Origin of the sequence: Nocardiopsis sp. LDBS1602 (assembly GCF_035818715.1) — a bacterium.
Lineage (GTDB): Bacteria > Actinomycetota > Actinomycetes > Streptosporangiales > Streptosporangiaceae > Nocardiopsis > Nocardiopsis alba.
The window spans coordinates 62,020-76,542 of record NZ_JAYLVW010000015.1; the positions used below are offsets into that span (position 1 = coordinate 62,020).

At 70.3% G+C, this 14,523-nt stretch carries 15 protein-coding genes; 6 read left to right on the top strand and 9 right to left on the bottom strand.

From position 1 onward, the window contains the following. Positions 1-253: 253 nt before the first annotated feature. Positions 254-565, top strand: coding sequence for a Dabb family protein (locus U9J66_RS25630; protein ID WP_014912731.1), 312 nt, complete (start codon positions 254-256; stop codon positions 563-565). A 245-nt stretch (positions 566-810) separates the two neighbouring features. Here U9J66_RS25630 and U9J66_RS25635 read toward each other — a convergent pair whose 3' ends face one another. The 7 genes from U9J66_RS25635 to U9J66_RS25665 form a co-directional block, all read right to left on the bottom strand. Next, on the bottom strand, positions 811-1,152 hold the full coding sequence (locus tag U9J66_RS25635) for a hypothetical protein (RefSeq protein WP_014908370.1): 342 nt from the start codon (positions 1,150-1,152) through the stop codon (positions 811-813). A 514-nt stretch (positions 1,153-1,666) separates the two neighbouring features. Beyond that, the gene (locus tag U9J66_RS25640; RefSeq protein WP_017533626.1) at positions 1,667-2,605 is read right to left on the bottom strand and encodes a cytochrome d ubiquinol oxidase subunit II; all 939 of its coding nucleotides are present in this window, start codon (positions 2,603-2,605) and stop codon (positions 1,667-1,669) included. An 18-nt stretch (positions 2,606-2,623) separates the two neighbouring features. After that, entirely contained in the window at positions 2,624-3,949 is a 1,326-nt protein-coding gene (locus tag U9J66_RS25645) for a cytochrome ubiquinol oxidase subunit I (protein WP_326339011.1), read from the bottom strand. A gap of 159 nt (positions 3,950-4,108) precedes the next feature. After that, positions 4,109-4,783 carry a response regulator gene (locus tag U9J66_RS25650; protein WP_017533628.1) on the bottom strand — a complete coding sequence of 225 codons (675 nt, stop codon included), beginning with the start codon at positions 4,781-4,783 and terminating at the stop codon, positions 4,109-4,111. Further along, on the bottom strand, positions 4,780-5,964 hold the full coding sequence (locus tag U9J66_RS25655; RefSeq protein ID WP_326339006.1) for a sensor histidine kinase: 1,185 nt from the start codon (positions 5,962-5,964) through the stop codon (positions 4,780-4,782). Before U9J66_RS25655 ends, U9J66_RS25650 begins: the two co-directional genes overlap by 4 nt. A gap of 214 nt (positions 5,965-6,178) precedes the next feature. After that, complete coding sequence (locus U9J66_RS25660; RefSeq protein WP_326339007.1) at positions 6,179-7,393, bottom strand: pentapeptide repeat-containing protein; 1,215 nt, start codon at positions 7,391-7,393, stop codon at positions 6,179-6,181. A 60-nt stretch (positions 7,394-7,453) separates the two neighbouring features. After that, positions 7,454-8,305, bottom strand: a complete 852-nt coding sequence (locus U9J66_RS25665) for a spermidine synthase (RefSeq protein WP_041561682.1) — start codon at positions 8,303-8,305, stop codon at positions 7,454-7,456. 170 nt (positions 8,306-8,475) lie between these two features. On the opposite strand from U9J66_RS25665, the gene U9J66_RS25670 reads away from it, so the two are divergent. After that, the gene (locus U9J66_RS25670; protein ID WP_042285205.1) at positions 8,476-10,209 is read left to right on the top strand and encodes a proline--tRNA ligase; all 1,734 of its coding nucleotides are present in this window, start codon (positions 8,476-8,478) and stop codon (positions 10,207-10,209) included. Between the two features lie 79 nt (positions 10,210-10,288). Here U9J66_RS25670 and U9J66_RS25675 read toward each other — a convergent pair whose 3' ends face one another. After that, positions 10,289-10,759 (bottom strand): ferritin-like domain-containing protein, encoded by a 471-nt coding sequence (locus U9J66_RS25675; RefSeq protein ID WP_017533633.1) that lies wholly within the window; start codon positions 10,757-10,759, stop codon positions 10,289-10,291. A gap of 36 nt (positions 10,760-10,795) precedes the next feature. Beyond that, entirely contained in the window at positions 10,796-11,302 is a 507-nt protein-coding gene (locus U9J66_RS25680; protein WP_017533634.1) for a hypothetical protein, read from the bottom strand. 368 nt (positions 11,303-11,670) lie between these two features. Here U9J66_RS25680 and rimP point away from each other — a divergent pair, with 368 nt between their 5' ends. The 4 genes from rimP to U9J66_RS25700 all read left to right on the top strand — a co-directional run. Next, on the top strand, positions 11,671-12,153 hold the full coding sequence (rimP, locus tag U9J66_RS25685; RefSeq protein ID WP_014912698.1) for a ribosome maturation factor RimP: 483 nt from the start codon (positions 11,671-11,673) through the stop codon (positions 12,151-12,153). 24 nt (positions 12,154-12,177) lie between these two features. Continuing rightward, positions 12,178-13,200 carry a transcription termination factor NusA gene (gene nusA, locus U9J66_RS25690; RefSeq protein ID WP_026124843.1) on the top strand — a complete coding sequence of 341 codons (1,023 nt, stop codon included), beginning with the start codon at positions 12,178-12,180 and terminating at the stop codon, positions 13,198-13,200. 28 nt (positions 13,201-13,228) lie between these two features. Continuing rightward, complete coding sequence (locus U9J66_RS25695) at positions 13,229-13,576, top strand: YlxR family protein (protein WP_081536461.1); 348 nt, start codon at positions 13,229-13,231, stop codon at positions 13,574-13,576. Between the two features lie 178 nt (positions 13,577-13,754). Further along, on the top strand, positions 13,755-14,523 hold a 769-nt coding region (locus U9J66_RS25700; RefSeq protein WP_326339008.1), incomplete at its 3' end, for a translation initiation factor IF-2 N-terminal domain-containing protein.

The following is a 14,523-nucleotide window of genomic DNA, read 5'->3' on the forward strand; positions in this document are numbered from 1 at the left end:
CCCCAGGTCAGTGCCGGTCCGATCGGTTTCCTCCGGATGAATCGAGACGTTCCGGTTATCCGAAGGGGGTGTTCGCGTTACCGCCAATTCGTTAATGTCAGAGGTGTACGGCGCGCCCCGCTGTCCATGGGGAGGGCCCTTCACCGTTGGAGGGGCACGGGTCGCCGCGCCGATCCCGAGGTCGGTCCCAGGGGCTGTCCCCCGCCCCTGGGCCCGACGTCCGTGAGGCGCCGGGCCGGATAGGTTCGGCGGTATGGCACTTCGACACATCGCACTGTTCCGCTGGCGCGAGGGCACCACGGCCGAGCAGATCTCCCGGGTCGGCGAGGCGCTGGGGGCGCTGCCCGAGGCGATCCCCGAGCTCATCGACTACTCCTTCGGCCCGGACGAGGGGTTGTCCGAGGGTAATTTCGACTTCGCGGTGGTGGCCGACGTCGCCGACGCGGCCGGATACGCCGTCTACCGGGACCATCCCGACCACCAGGCCGCGCTCGCGGTCGTTCGACCGCTGCTCGCCGAGCGGTCCGCCCTCCAGTTGGAGATCCCCGACATCGACCGGCGGTGAGGTGGATCCTGTTCCAGAAAGCCCGGCGGGTCCGTTCCCCCGGGCTTCTCGCTTGTTCCGAACCTGATTCGGGTATTGCGGTAGAACGGGTTCCAGTATTAGCCTCGGGGTGCGCCTCGTCCGGTGAGGGCACCCGACAGTTCGGTCGTGGGGTGCCGGAGGCAGACACGCGCAGGACCGCCGCCCGTCGAGATCGGATCGCGCCCCGGCCCCGGCGGGCGGCGTCCGTGTCCGGGGGGGCTGGTTCAGCGCAGAAGGCGGGAGATCTCTCCGAAGGTCGGGCAGGGCCAGTCCAGATGACAGTTCCGACAGCGGTCCTCGTCGTTCTCGGCGGGACCGTGCAGTCGCAGTAGGTCCACGCAGACCCCGGCCAACGCGGCGACCTCGTCGCGGGCGTTGGCGTAGAAGGCCACGTCGTTGATCCGGGCCAGGGCACTGTCGGAGCGGGCGTCGGGTAATCCGACGGTATCCGGCTCCCAGGGCACCGCGCGGTCGGATCGTTCGAGGATCCCCTGCACGCATTCGAGTAGTCGCGCGTGTTCGGAGAGGCGTCCTCTCCGGCCCGCCGGCCTCGTGAACGGCGACATCGCTGATCTCCCCCCAGCAGGTGGGTACGCAGCGGCTTCCCTCATGGGCAAGCACTGTGACATAGAGTACACATATCGTTGCGCATTGTCGCGATGCCGGAGGTGTGGGCCCTGATGGGGACGTCCGACTCCAAGCCGGACGAGCTCGACCAGGGAAGGCCGCCCCCAGAGGGGCGGGGGCGGCCCCGGTCGGAAGGATCAGCAGCTTCCGCCACAGCTACAGCTTCCGCCGCTCTGGCAACCGCAGGAGCAGCCGGACCCGCAGCTACAGGAACTCAGGCTCGGGGAAGTCATCAGGGGGTGGATCACGGTCCCTCCTCAGGGCTCGTCTTGGCGCCCGCACCGTCGCACCCGGGACACTCCCGGGGATACGGGGCCTGTTCCGAGACATGGAGTGCCCACTACCCTCCGCCGCCAACCCGCGACGGTCGACGCGATGCGGGGGCGCGCCCGTCGATGGACGGGGCGCGCACCGTCCATCGCCCGGTTGAACTGCGCTGTCCCCGCTTCGGACTCAGGCGAAGAAGGTCGCTCCCGTGGCCGGTCGGCGTGTCATTCGGTACAACCAGACCTGCCCCAAGAGCATGACCGGAACCACGGGCAGGAGCATCGACCACACGAACACCGCCGTCGTGCCCGGGAGCCCGGACGTGGGCAGACCCGCGGTCGACGCCACCAGTAGGCCGGGAATCGCGATGGCCAACGCCGACGTGTGCCGGGAGAACATCGGCCCGGTCAGGCCAGAGGTCAGGGCCAGGGCCGCGGCCAACACCACCGCCAAGGTCACGGCCGCCCCGAGACTCGTCGGGGAGGGGCCGCCGCTCCACGGCGCCGCGAGCACGGTGGCGATCGTCGCGCCCAAGGCGAAACGGGCGAGAGACCGGGTCGCCCGCGCGGCCACGTCCGCGCTCTCCGCCTCGAAGGGTCCCACCAGTCGTTCGGCGCCGAAGGCCGCGCCGCGCAACGCGAACAGACAGACGACCGTGATCGTGCACAGCACCGGGAACGGGGACGGCGACAGCCCGTCCGTCAGGAGCCCGGCCACCGCCAGCCCCCATGACACGGCCAGGGTCCAACTCCCGGCCACGATCGCCGTGTCACAGAGCCCGCGCCATCGAGGCGTGTCCACCCGGGCACGGAACCACAGGCCCGCGTCGCGCAGCAGCCACCCGGCCAGGAGTACGACCAGGACCGGCCACAACCGGGCCACCACCAGGTGTTCCAGCTCGGGGAACATCCCGGCCATCACCCCGACCGCGGCGACGAGCCAGACCTCGGAGGCGAGGAAGTAGGGGGCGATCGACGCCACCACCCGGCGTCTTTGATCGGGGGAGCGCGCCACGTGGGGCATGAGCATGCCCAGCCCCACGTCGGCCCCGGCCAGCACCAGGTAGCCCACGACGAACAGGGCGAGGAGCAGGGCGGAGGGCGAGGGTACGGAGAGAAGGTCCATGGCTGTCTCCCGGAGGTCTCAGAACGTGTGGACGGGTGCGGCGGGCTCGTCCGCCCCGGGGTCGGCGTCCGCGCGTCGCTCGGCGAGGGGACCCCCTTCGGGGCCGCGCCGGGCATAGCGGAACAGGAGCGTGTACGTCACCACGGCCAGGACGGTGAACGCGAGGGTGAAGAACGTGAACGAGGCCAGAGCGGCGGCGGGCGACATAGGGGTCATCGCGTCGGCCGTCGTCAGGTGGTGCACCACCACCCAGGGCTGACGGTTGGTCTCCCGGTAGACCCAGCCGCCGATACTCGCCAGGTAGGGCAGGGCGGGGGAGACGAGCAGGGGCGCCAGCGCCCACCGGATCCATCGGGCCGGCGGACGGGAGAACAACTCCGGACCGGGCGCGAGCCCCAGACGACGCCCCCACCGGCCGCGTCGAGCGGAGAACAGCGGCAGGAACAGCGGTATCAGCGGCCCGAGGAAGAACATCACCGCCCAAGAGGTCATCATGACGACGTCACCGGTCAGGTTGGCCACGGCCACGAGACCACCACCCCCCGACGCCTCGATCGTCGCGATCTCCTCGGCCGTGTAGGTCAGCCCGCTGGTGGGCGGGTCCTGGCCGAAGATCTGGAACTGGGCTCCACCGAAACCCACCACGAGCATCGGCATCACGCACATCATGATCGCCGAGTAGCGGATTCCGCGCCGGAAGATCCCGTGTTCGTCCTGTCCCCGGCGCAGGTGATAGGCGCTGACCGCGGCCACCACCAGGGCGCCGACCGTCATCGCGCCGGTGACCACGTGGAGGAAGGCGAAGACCGCGGCCGGATTGGTCACCAGGGCCATCGGGTCGCTCAGGTGGGCGACGCCGTCCACCATCTCGAAGCCGACCGGGTGACGCAGGAAACCGTTGGAGACCAGGACCCACCAGGCGGAACCGTAGGCGGTGAGGGAGACCACCAGGAAGCAGAACAGGTGCGCCCAGCGGCCCATCCGGTCCCAGCCGAAGATCCACAGACCCAGGAAGGTCGACTCGACGAAGAACGCCGTCATCGTCTCGATGGCCAGCGGGGCCGCGAAGGTGTAGCCGAACGTCTCCTGGATTCCGCTCCAGTTCAACGCCAGTTGCAGCTCCATCACCAGGCCGGAGAGGACGCCCATGCCGTAGTTGACCAGGTAGAGGCCGCCCCAGAAACGGACCGAGAGCATGCGGGAACGATCACCGCGCAGAACCGCCACGAACTGGGTGAACAGGATGTAGGGGGCCAGGCCGAGGGTCAAGGCCACGAACATGTAGTGGGTGGCCGCGGTGAACGCGAACTGGAGGCGGGCCAAGGCCAGAGGATCTTCGAGCAACACGGTCGGCGCCTTCGACTCTCGGAGGTGGGGACGCGAGACAGCATCCGCCGAGGGTCGGGCCGCGCGCATCGTCCTCCGGGAGTCCACCCGGGACGACCGACTACGCCTTCGGGTGTACGGGACGACCCCGTCCGGTCTCAGGGTCCCCCCGAGGGGTCACCCGGGGTCGGCCCGGCCGGGGGTGACCAGACCGGTCTCGTAGGCCAGCACCACCAGTTGCGCCCGGTCGCGGACCCCGAGTTTGACCATCGCCCGGCTGACGTGGGTCTTCGCCGTGGCCGGGCTCAGGACCAGCTCCCCCGCGATCTCCTCGTTGGACAGCCCGCGGCCGACCAGGGACAGCACCTCCCGTTCCCGGTCGGTGAGACCGTTGAGCCGAGGAGAGGGGCCGGGAGAACGGTTCGGTCTCTTGACGAAGTCGGCGATCAGCCTGCGCGTGATCCCGGGGGAGAGCAGCGCCTCGCCCGCGTGGACCACACGGACCGCCTGCAACAGATCGCGGGGTTCGGTGTCCTTGACCAGGAAGCCACTGGCCCCGGAGCGCAGGGCCTCGAAGATGTACTCGTCCAGGTCGAAGGTGGTGAGGATGACGATCCGCGTCCGTTCCAGCGCCGGGTCGGCGAGGATCCGACCGGTGGCGGTCAGTCCGTCCGTCCCCGGCATCCGGATGTCCATCAGGACCACGTCGGGGCGGGTGGAACGGGCGAGGCGGATCGCCTCGTCACCGTCGCCCGCCTCGGCGACGACCTCGATGTCGGGCTCGCTGTTCAGCAGGGCACCGAACCCGGCACGCACCAGTGCCTGGTCGTCGGCGAGCAGTACCCGGATCAACGTCTGTCCTCTCCTCGGTCGGGACCGCCGTCCACCGGCAGCCGCACCACTACGCGGAATCCTCCCCCCTCGGCCGGTCCGACGTCCACCTCGCCGCCCACGAGAGCGGCCCGCTCGCGCATGCCGGTGATCCCGTTGCCGGCCGCGGGGGGACCCACCGTCCCCCGACCGTCGTCGGAGACCTCCACCGTCGTCCACGAGGGCTCGTGGACGATCCGGACCCTCGCCCGGGAGGCCCCCGAATGGCGCACCACGTTGGTGAGCGCCTCCTGGAGGGCCCGATAGGCCACGCCCTCGACCCCCTGGGGCAGTCGACGTTCGGCGCCGACCATCTCCAGGTCCACCTCCACTCCGGCGTCCCGGGTGCCCTCCACCAACGCGTCGACCCGGTCCAGTCCCGGGGCGGGGGATCGCGGAGCCGACTCGTCCACCGCCCGCAGCACCCCCAGGATGGCGCGCAGTTCGACGAGCGTCTCCTTGCTGGTCCGCTTGATGGTGCTCAGCGCCTGCGCGGCCCGCTCCGGTTCCTTCTCCATGAGGTAGAGCGCGGTCCCGGCCTGCACGTTGATCAGCGAGATGTTGTGGGCGACGGTGTCGTGCACGTCGCGGGCCAACCGCAGACGTTCGTCCGACGCCCTGCGCAGGAGTTCCTCCTCCCGGCCTCGGGCCGCCTCCTCCTCGCGTTCCCGATCGGCCTGCTGGTACTCGGCCCGCCACCGGACGACCTCGCCCGCGCACAACAGCACCAGGACCCAGCCCACGACCCCGATCGCCTCCGGGCGGACCGAGCCCAGAGCGAGGTACTCGTAGGCGTTGACCGAGACGAACTGGCCGATGCCCAGCGACCAGCCGAAGACCCGGTGGCCGCGCCTGACGAGGGTGTAGAGCATGACGGCCGTGCACAGCATCACCAGGCCGTCGGGGAATCCCAGCGGGTAGTAGACGGTCGACGCCGTCACCGAGAGCAGACCCACGACACGGGGCAGAGGGGTGCGCAACAGCAGCGGCAGGCAGGCCGCCAGCATCAGGGCGTACCCCCACGGCCACGGCCGCAGGTCGTCGGGGACCGGATCGACGATCTCGATCCCGATGGTGCTGCCCACGGACAGGACCAGCAGGGTGATCGTGATCCACAGGTCGGCGCGGGTGGGACGGGGAACGGCTCGGAGTAGTGCTGCCACGACTTCGAAGGTACGGCCCCGGTCTCCGATCGTCCGTCCTCCTGGAGGGGTCACTCGACCTCCGGGCCTACTCCTCCCGTGGTACACGCCGGACATGCGTCGGCCGCCCGGCACCGGGGGGCCGGTTCCGGGCGGCCGAGAAACCTCCGAGGGGAGAAGGGGGCCTCTCTGGTCCTCGGAGGGCGCTGGGGGGAGTGGCGCGCTTGGTTCCAAGCTAGAGGTTCTCGGTACCGGAAAGGTGCGGTTGTCCGGTTCCGGTCATTTTTCGTCCCGCCCGTTCCCCCTGAGAGGGCGTCTCCTCCGGATCGTCGAACGCCCCGTTCTCCGTGGACGTCGACGTCCAGGACCCGGGTAGACGGACCACACCGGGCTCTCCCGCGGCCACCGCGTCGAGCAGACCGTCCGGCGGGTCCCCCAGGGCGGGTTCCCCGCGGTGGGAGTCGAATTCCACCCGGCCGGAGGCGAAACGGACACCGGTCAGGTTGATCGTCTTCGGCGCGATCCGCACGTCGTGCAGCAGCACCTCCGAGCCCTCGAACCCGGCCTTGTAGAAGTCGGTGAACCCGCCCTCGAAACGGACATGACGCAGGTTGACGGTGCCACCGGTGAACCGCGCGTTGCGGAAGTTCATGTTCGCGTCCACCACCCGCGAGTACCGCAGGTCCAGGTCGCCCTCGGCGAACACGGCCCGATTGAAGATGAACTTTCCGCGCAGGAAATGGACCGAACGAAGGGTCCCGCCGTCGAAGACCACGTCGGAGAAGTCGAAACGGTGCCCGTGCCAGGGCGATCCCTCGTCGCGCAGTCGGTCGCCGATCGCCCGGACGATGCTGCGCCGTACCTCTCTGAAGGCCTCGTACTCCTGATACTCGGGTGAGCCCGGTTCGACGTCGTCTCCGGGCCGCGGCGCGTGCGGCATACGGAGATAGGTGCACAGCACGTCGATACAGGTCTGTCTCAACCCCGGGTCGGGGGCGTCGTCGGCCAGGTGGGCCAACGCGTACACCGCGCCCAGACGTGCGGTGGCCTGCTCGTTGCCGAGCTCGGTGTAGGCGGAGGTGAAGCGGTCGTTGAACAGCTTGACCCCGTCGCGCTCCGCCGCCCGGTGGGCCCTCAGATTCTCCAGGTCGTTATTGCGCTGTCGGTGATAGGCGATCACCAGAAGCGCGATACCGCTGAGGCTGGCCATGACGGCGAACGCCCGGACCAGGACCGCCTCGAAGGCGCGCAGCGAAAGCTCCTCCGGCCTGGGGATCTCGGGGAAGCCGAGGAACCACAGGGTTCCTCCCACGATCGCTCCGATGCACAGGCCGGCCATGACCCAGGTCACGGCGATGTGCAGCCACAGCCTGGGCGGGCTCTCGCCACCGGAGGCGCTCGTTTCCAGGGACTCTCGGCCGAAGCCCGGGGGGCGGGGAAGGAGACGCATGCCGACGAAGGTAGAAGACCATCGCGCCTTTCGGTGGATCTCGTCCACATCCGGTCGGGGTCAGAAGAGGTCGACGGGGGGCTCGGGGGAGTCGACCGCGTCGGCGTCGTGGACCGGGGCGTGGCCGGAGACGAAGCGGTCCAGGTCCTCGCCCGCCACCATGCGGGCCATCTCGGTGTCCCGGTGCGCCCTGCGGCCGAGCTCCTCCTCGGGCAGCGGTCGGTGGCCGGCCACGATCACCAGGTTGCCGAACCGGCGGCCGCGCAGGATCCCCGGCTCCGCCGTCAGCACCGCGTGCGGCAGCACCGAACGCACCGTGGCCACCTGGGCGCGGGTGTGCTTCAACGCGTAACCGTCGCCGACGTTGACCACCAGGAGACCGTCCGGACGCAGCACACGCGCCGCCTCGGCGTAGAACTCCGTCGACGTCAACCGGGCCGGGGTCCGCGCGCCCGAGAACACGTCCGACACGATCAGGTCCGCGCAGGCGTCGTGACGGGCCCCGATCCACGTGCGGGCGTCGTCGATCCCGACCCGCAACCGCGCCCGCCGATCCCACGGCAGCCGACGGCGGACCATCTCCACCAACGCGGCGTCCACGTCCACCGCCCGCTGGGTCGAACCGGGGCGGGTGTGCGCCACGTACCGGGCGACCGTCAACGCCCCCGCTCCCAGGTGCAGGGCCTCGATCGGTTCCCCCTCCGGAGCGACCAGATCGGCGGCGTGGGCGATCCGACGTACGTACGAGAAGTCCAGGTAGGAGGGGTCGGCCAGGTCGACGTGCGACTGAGGTGTCCCCTCCACCAACAGGAACCACGAGTTCGGCCGGTCGGCGTCGGCGAGCAGATCCACCCCGGGCACGGGGGAGAGCTCCTCCTCCGGCTCGCTCCTGTCACGCACACGTCGGCCCATGCCCCCGCCTCACTTTTCGAGATCCCCCAACGTTAGGCGCTGTGGACCGGCTCCGAAACCGGCGCGCGAGACCCCCGTCGAGGGCGCTAGCCTGGGTCTCCCCAGATGTTCCGATCCCGCGTCCGGCCTCTTCCGGACGCGTTCACCGAGGAGTGGCCGTGCTACTGCGGATGTCGAACCTGTTCCTGCGCACCCTGCGTGAGGACCCGGCGGACGCCGAGGTGCCGAGCCACAAGCTGCTCGTGCGCGCCGGGTACGTCCGCCGCGCCGCCCCCGGCGTCTACACCTGGCTTCCCCTGGGCAAGATCGTCCTGGAGAACGTCTCCCGCGTCGTCCGCGAGGAGATGAACGCCATGGGCGGCCAGGAGGTGCTGCTCCCGGCCCTGCTCCCCAAGGAGTACTACGAGGCCAGCGGTCGCTGGGAGGAGTACGGCGACACGCTCTTCCGGCTCAAGGACCGCAAGGGCGCCGACTACCTGCTGGGTCCCACGCACGAGGAGCTCTTCACCCTGCTCGTCAAGGGCGAGTACTCGTCCTACAAGGACTTCCCGGTCGTGCTGTACCAGATCCAGGAGAAGTTCCGCGACGAGGCCCGCCCCCGCGCCGGCATCCTGCGCGGTCGCGAGTTCCACATGAAGGACGCCTACTCGTTCGACATCGACGACGAGGGCCTCCAGGAGTCCTACGACAAGCACCGCGCCGCCTACATCCGGATCTTCGACCGGCTCGGCCTGGAGTACGTCATCGTCTCGGCGACCTCCGGCGCCATGGGCGGGTCGGCCTCCGAGGAGTTCCTGGCCGTCGCGCCGACCGGCGAGGACACCTTCGTGCGCAGCACGGGCTCCGACTACGCGGCCAACGTCGAGGCCGTCACGGTGCCGGCGCCCGAGCCCCGCTCCGTGGAGGGGCTGCCCGAGGCCCGTAAGCACCACACCCCGAACACGGCCACGATCCAGACCCTGGTGGACTTCCTCAACGGGGCCGACCTGGGCCGCGACTTCACCGAGGCCGACACCCTCAAGAACGTCCTGGTCAAGACGAGGGCGCCCGGGACCGAGGAGTGGGAGCTGCTGGCGATCGGCCTTCCCGGCGACCGCGAGGTCGACTTCAAGCGTCTGGAGGCGGCCCTGGAGCCGACCGAGGTCGCCATCGTGGACGAGGCCGACTTCGCCGCCAACCCCTTCCTGGTCAAGGGCTACATCGGCCCCAAGGCCCTCCAGGACAACAAGGTCCGCTACCTGGTCGACCCGCGTGTGGTCACCGGCACCGCCTGGGTGACCGGCGCCGACGAGGCCGACCACCACGTCGTCGACCTGGTGGCCGGGCGCGACTTCACCCCGGACGGCACGATCGACGTCGCCGAGGTGCGCGACGGAGACCCCTCCCCGGACGGGAAGGGCACCCTCTACACCGCCCGCGGCATCGAGATCGGCCACATCTTCCAGCTCGGCCGCAAGTACGCCGACGCCTTCCAGCTCGACGCCCTGGGCCCCGACGGCAAGCCCAAGCGCGTCACCATGGGCTCCTACGGCATCGGTGTCTCCCGCGCGGTGGCCTCGATCGTCGAGCAGTCCCACGACGACAAGGGCATCGTCTGGCCGCGTGAGATCTCCCCCGCCGACGTGCACGTGGTCGGCACGGGCAAGGGCGGCGAGGTCGAGGAGGCGCTGCGCATCGGCGGCGAGCTGGAGGCGCGCGGGCTGCGCGTGCTCGTCGACGACCGCAAGGCCGCCCCGGGCGTGAAGTTCAACGACGCCGAGCTGCTGGGCATCCCCACCACGGTCATCGTGGGCCGGGGGCTCAAGGACGGCCTCGTCGAGCTGCGCGACCGGGCCAGTGGAGAGCGTTCCGACGTCCCGGTCGAGGAGATCGTGGAGCGTACCGTCGCCGCCTGCTCCCAGTAGAGGAGCGAGGGACGGACCGGGGGGTCTTCGCCGTGGGGCGAAGGCCCCCTTCGCGTGTGTACGGGGCCGGGGAGCGTCTCTAGAGGCGTTCGAAGCCGGGGAGGGCGTCCAGCTCGGCGCCCCAGTCCAGGGAGCGCGCCGTGGCCTCCTGGAGGGCGCGGGCCGCGGTGATCCGCAGGTCGGTGTCGGGGGAGGAGGACAGCCACAGGTGGGCCTCCATGGTCCTGCGCTCCAGCTCCGCGGCGAAGGCGTCCATCTCCTCGTCGCCGCGTCCTTCGGGCAGCGGATAGGAGGCCTTCGCGGGGGGAGCCTCCCAGCCGCGCTCCCTCGCGGCGTCGCGCAGGGTGTCGCGCAGCGCCTTGTGCTGACGGGCGAAGGCCGAGGCGCGCTCACGGCGTCCCTCGTCGCCCGCGGCGCCACCGACGAACTCACAGCCGTACACGGCGGCGTGCTCGGCGCTCACGGCCTCGGCCAGGGCCTCGGCGGAGGGGTCGGAACCCTCGCGAGGTTCCGGGGAACCGGTCTCCTCGGGGTTGGGGCTGTCGCTCACCCGACTACCTTGCCTTTCCGATGGTGATGTCACCGCTCAGATCCGGTCCATCAGGTGGGCGTGCGCGGCCTCACAGGCGCCGATCCCGCTCACCAACTGGGCCAGGGCCGCGTCGGTGACGGCGGCGGCCTGGTCGAGACGGGCGGACGCGGCGGCGGCCTCCAACAGACGTAGACCGGCCCGGTCCGGGGTCGGACCCGGGTCCTCCTCTGGAGGGGCGGAGGTCTCTCCGTCGCCCTTCTCGGGGTCGCCGTAGGGGCCGACGTCCTCGGGCAGAGCGTCGAGCAGGGCGTCCACATGGGCCAGGTGATGACCCAGGAACCCCTCCAGGAGCTCAGAGGGGCCCGCGCCGTCGGCCAGAGCGCGTTCGTACCGCGCGATCATGCGTTCCTTCTCCCTGATCAGGGAGCGCAGGACGGCGACGTCGGGCGTCTCCGCGTAGGGGTACCAGTCGACCTCGCCGCAGCCGACCAGGCCGACCGCGGCCGCACCGGCCACCGTGGCACCCAGCAGCGTGCGACGGCTGACGTTCCACTGGCCCACGAGGTCTCCTCCCCCTGCCCGGTGTCCCGGACGGGACCGACGGCTCCCGCCGTCGACGGCGGTCGATCCCATCTTTCCACGACGTCGGAGGGACACGATCCGTGGCGACACCCCTTGTCGGGACGCGACTTCGGAAGGGGGACCACGTCCATCGACGCGCCTGGCCCGCGCGCGGCGACCTGGAAGGCACCCGGGAGTGGATACCCTTGCAGCACACCCGCCGTCGCGAACGACGTGCGGGGCTTTCGCATCCCCTCTCGGGGGTGCGGAGCGGATTCGTCGCAGATCTATGTACAGAGCTGGACCGCCCCGTTCAACGGCTCACGGCCGAGCGGGCGGGATTTCGCCGTCTTGAGGGGCTGACACGCATGGGAGCGCAGGCGCGCAACGAGCGCATCGTCGAGCTGCTGGAACCGGTCCTGGCCGAGGCCGGACTGGACCTGGAGGCCGTCGAGCTGACACCGGCCGGTAAACGCCGTGTGCTGCGCGTGATCGTGGACTCCGACAAGGGGGTCGACCTGGACACGGTCGGTGAGGTCAGCCAGGAGGTCAACGAGGCCCTGGACGCCTCCGACGTCATGGGCGAACTGCCCTACGTCCTGGAGGTCACCTCTCCCGGGGTGGACCGCCCGCTGACCCTGCCCCGTCACTGGCGACGCTCACGCGGTCGTCTGGTGAAGGTCTCCCTCGTCGAAGGGGGGAACCTCACCGGACGCGTCATCGAGTCCGACGACCAAGGGGTGACCCTCGACGTCAAGGGCCGTACCCGCGTCCTGGCCTACGACACGATCGCCAAGGCCAAGGTCGAGGTGGAATTCCGCCGAGAAGCCGATACCGACGCGGCGGACTAGAGGGGGAGCCCCGTGGATATTGACATGAGCGTCCTTCGCGGCCTTGAGCGCGAGAAGGACATCGCCGTCGAACTGGTCGCCAAGGCGATCGAGGACGCCCTTCTGATCGCCTACCACCGCGAGGAGGGCCCCGACAAGAAGGCACGTGTGGAGCTGAACCGTTCCACCGGCCACGTGACCGTATGGGTCGCCGAGACCGACGAGGAGGGCGGCGTCGTCGGAGAGTTCGACGGCACCCCCAACGGCTTCGGACGTATCGCGACCTCCACCGCCAAGCAGGTCATCCTCCAGCGCCTGCGCGACGCCGAGGACGAGCTGACCCTGGGCGAGTTCGCCGGGCGCGAGCACGACATCGTGTCCGGGATCATCCAGCAGGGCAAGGATCCCCGTAACGTTCTGGTCGACCTCGGCAAGCTCGAGGCGATCCTGCCCCCGCAGGAGCAGGTGCCCACCGAGGACTACGTCCACGGCGAGCGTCTGCGCGCCTATGTGGTCCAGGTGCGCAAGGGCCACCGCGGTCCCTCGGTGACCCTGTCCCGTACCCACCCCAACCTGGTGCGCAAGCTCTTCGAGCTGGAGGTCCCCGAGATCGCCGACGGCACCGTCGAGATCGCGGCGATCGCCCGTGAGGCCGGTCACCGCACCAAGATGGCGGTCCGTTCCAACCGGGGCGGCGTCAACGCCAAGGGCGCCTGCATCGGTCCGTTGGGAAGTCGTGTCCGTAACGTCATGGCCGAGCTCCACGGAGAGAAGATCGACATCGTCGACCACTCCGAGGACCCCGCTGTGTTCGTCGCGAACGCGCTCTCCCCGGCGCGGGTGAACTCGGTGGAGATCATCGACATGGCCGCCCGTGTGGCCCGTGTCGTGGTCCCGGACTACCAGCAGTCGCTGGCGATCGGCAAGGAGGGCCAGAACGCCCGCCTCGCCGCGCGACTCACCGGTTGGCGCATCGACATCCGCTCCGACGCCGAGCCCGAGCGGTCGGCCGAGGACGAGGACGCCTCCGGCGCCGCGGACGTCGACGACGCCTCTTCGGCCGGTTAAACGGGTCGCGCCCATGCCTCGACACGATATGGTGGCCGAAGACGGTCGTGACCGTCCCGTGCGAACGTGCGTGGGCTGTCGGTCACGGGCAGTCCAGTCCGACCTCGTGCGGCTGGTGGCCGAGGGCACGGCCATCACGCCCGACACCCGGGGTCGTCGTCCGGGGCGCGGTGCCTACCTGCACCACGATCGGCGTTGCTTCGAACTCGCCGAACGTCGCAGGGTGTGGTCACGCGCCTTCCGGGCCCGGAACGAGGAGACACCCACCGGGTGGGACGTCTCACGCGTGGCGGCTCTGTTCGATGACATCCCGAGTGATCGAACGCGCCGTGATCCGGATAGGGTTGGAATGTCCGGGCCGACCTCACGGTTGTAGTGATCGAGGTCGGCGTACAGTGCTGTGTCGGCACGTATCCACCGGCCCATTGTTGTGTAGCGATGAGGAAGCAGGTCGAGATTGCGATGAGCGCCTGATGAGTACGCAGCGATGAGTAACTCGAGCTAACGACGGTCCGGCACAAGCCCATGTCCCGGACCGAAGCTGAAGGAGAGTAGTGGCGAAGGTCCGGGTATACGAACTCGCTAAGGAGTTCGGTGTAGAGAGCAAGGCCGTGCTGGCCAAGCTCAACGAAATGGGCGAGTTCGTCCGTTCGGCGTCCTCCACGATAGAGGCGCCCGTCGTTCGACGCCTGAAGGAAGCTTTCAACGAGGGCTCCAACGGCGGCGGCAAGAAGAGTGCTCCGGCTCCCAAGCCGGGCCCCAAGCCGTCCGCCGCGCGCCCCGCCGCGCCCAAGCCGGGTCCGGCCCCCAAGCCCGGCCCGAAGCCGGGTCCGGCTCCCAAGCCGACCGCCGGCAAGCCGAGCGAGCCGGCGGAGAAGCCCGCGGAGAAGCCGGCCGCTCCGGTCGACAAGCCCGCGGTCCCGACGTTCGAGGCCGCTCCGAAGCCGGGCCCCAAGCCCGCGCCCAAGAGCGGTGCTCCCAAGCCCGGCCCCAAGCCCGGCGCGTCCGGTGGACAGCAGCAGCGCGGCGGCGACCGCCCCGACCGTCCCCAGCGCGGCGAGCGCTCCGGTGGCGGCCGTGACGGTGGTCGTGCCCCGCGTCCGGGCGGTCCCCGCCCGGGTCCGCGTCCGGGTAACAACCCGTTCGCGTCCAACGCCTCCGGCATGGGATCCAAGCCCGCGGCCCCGCGTCCGGGCGGTCCCCGTCCGGGTCCGCGTCCCGGCGGCCCGCAGGGTGGCGGCGACCAGCGCGTTCCGCGTCCCGGTGGCGCTCCGCGTCCGGGCGCTCCCCGTCCGGGCCCGCGTCCCGGCGGCCCGCAGGGCG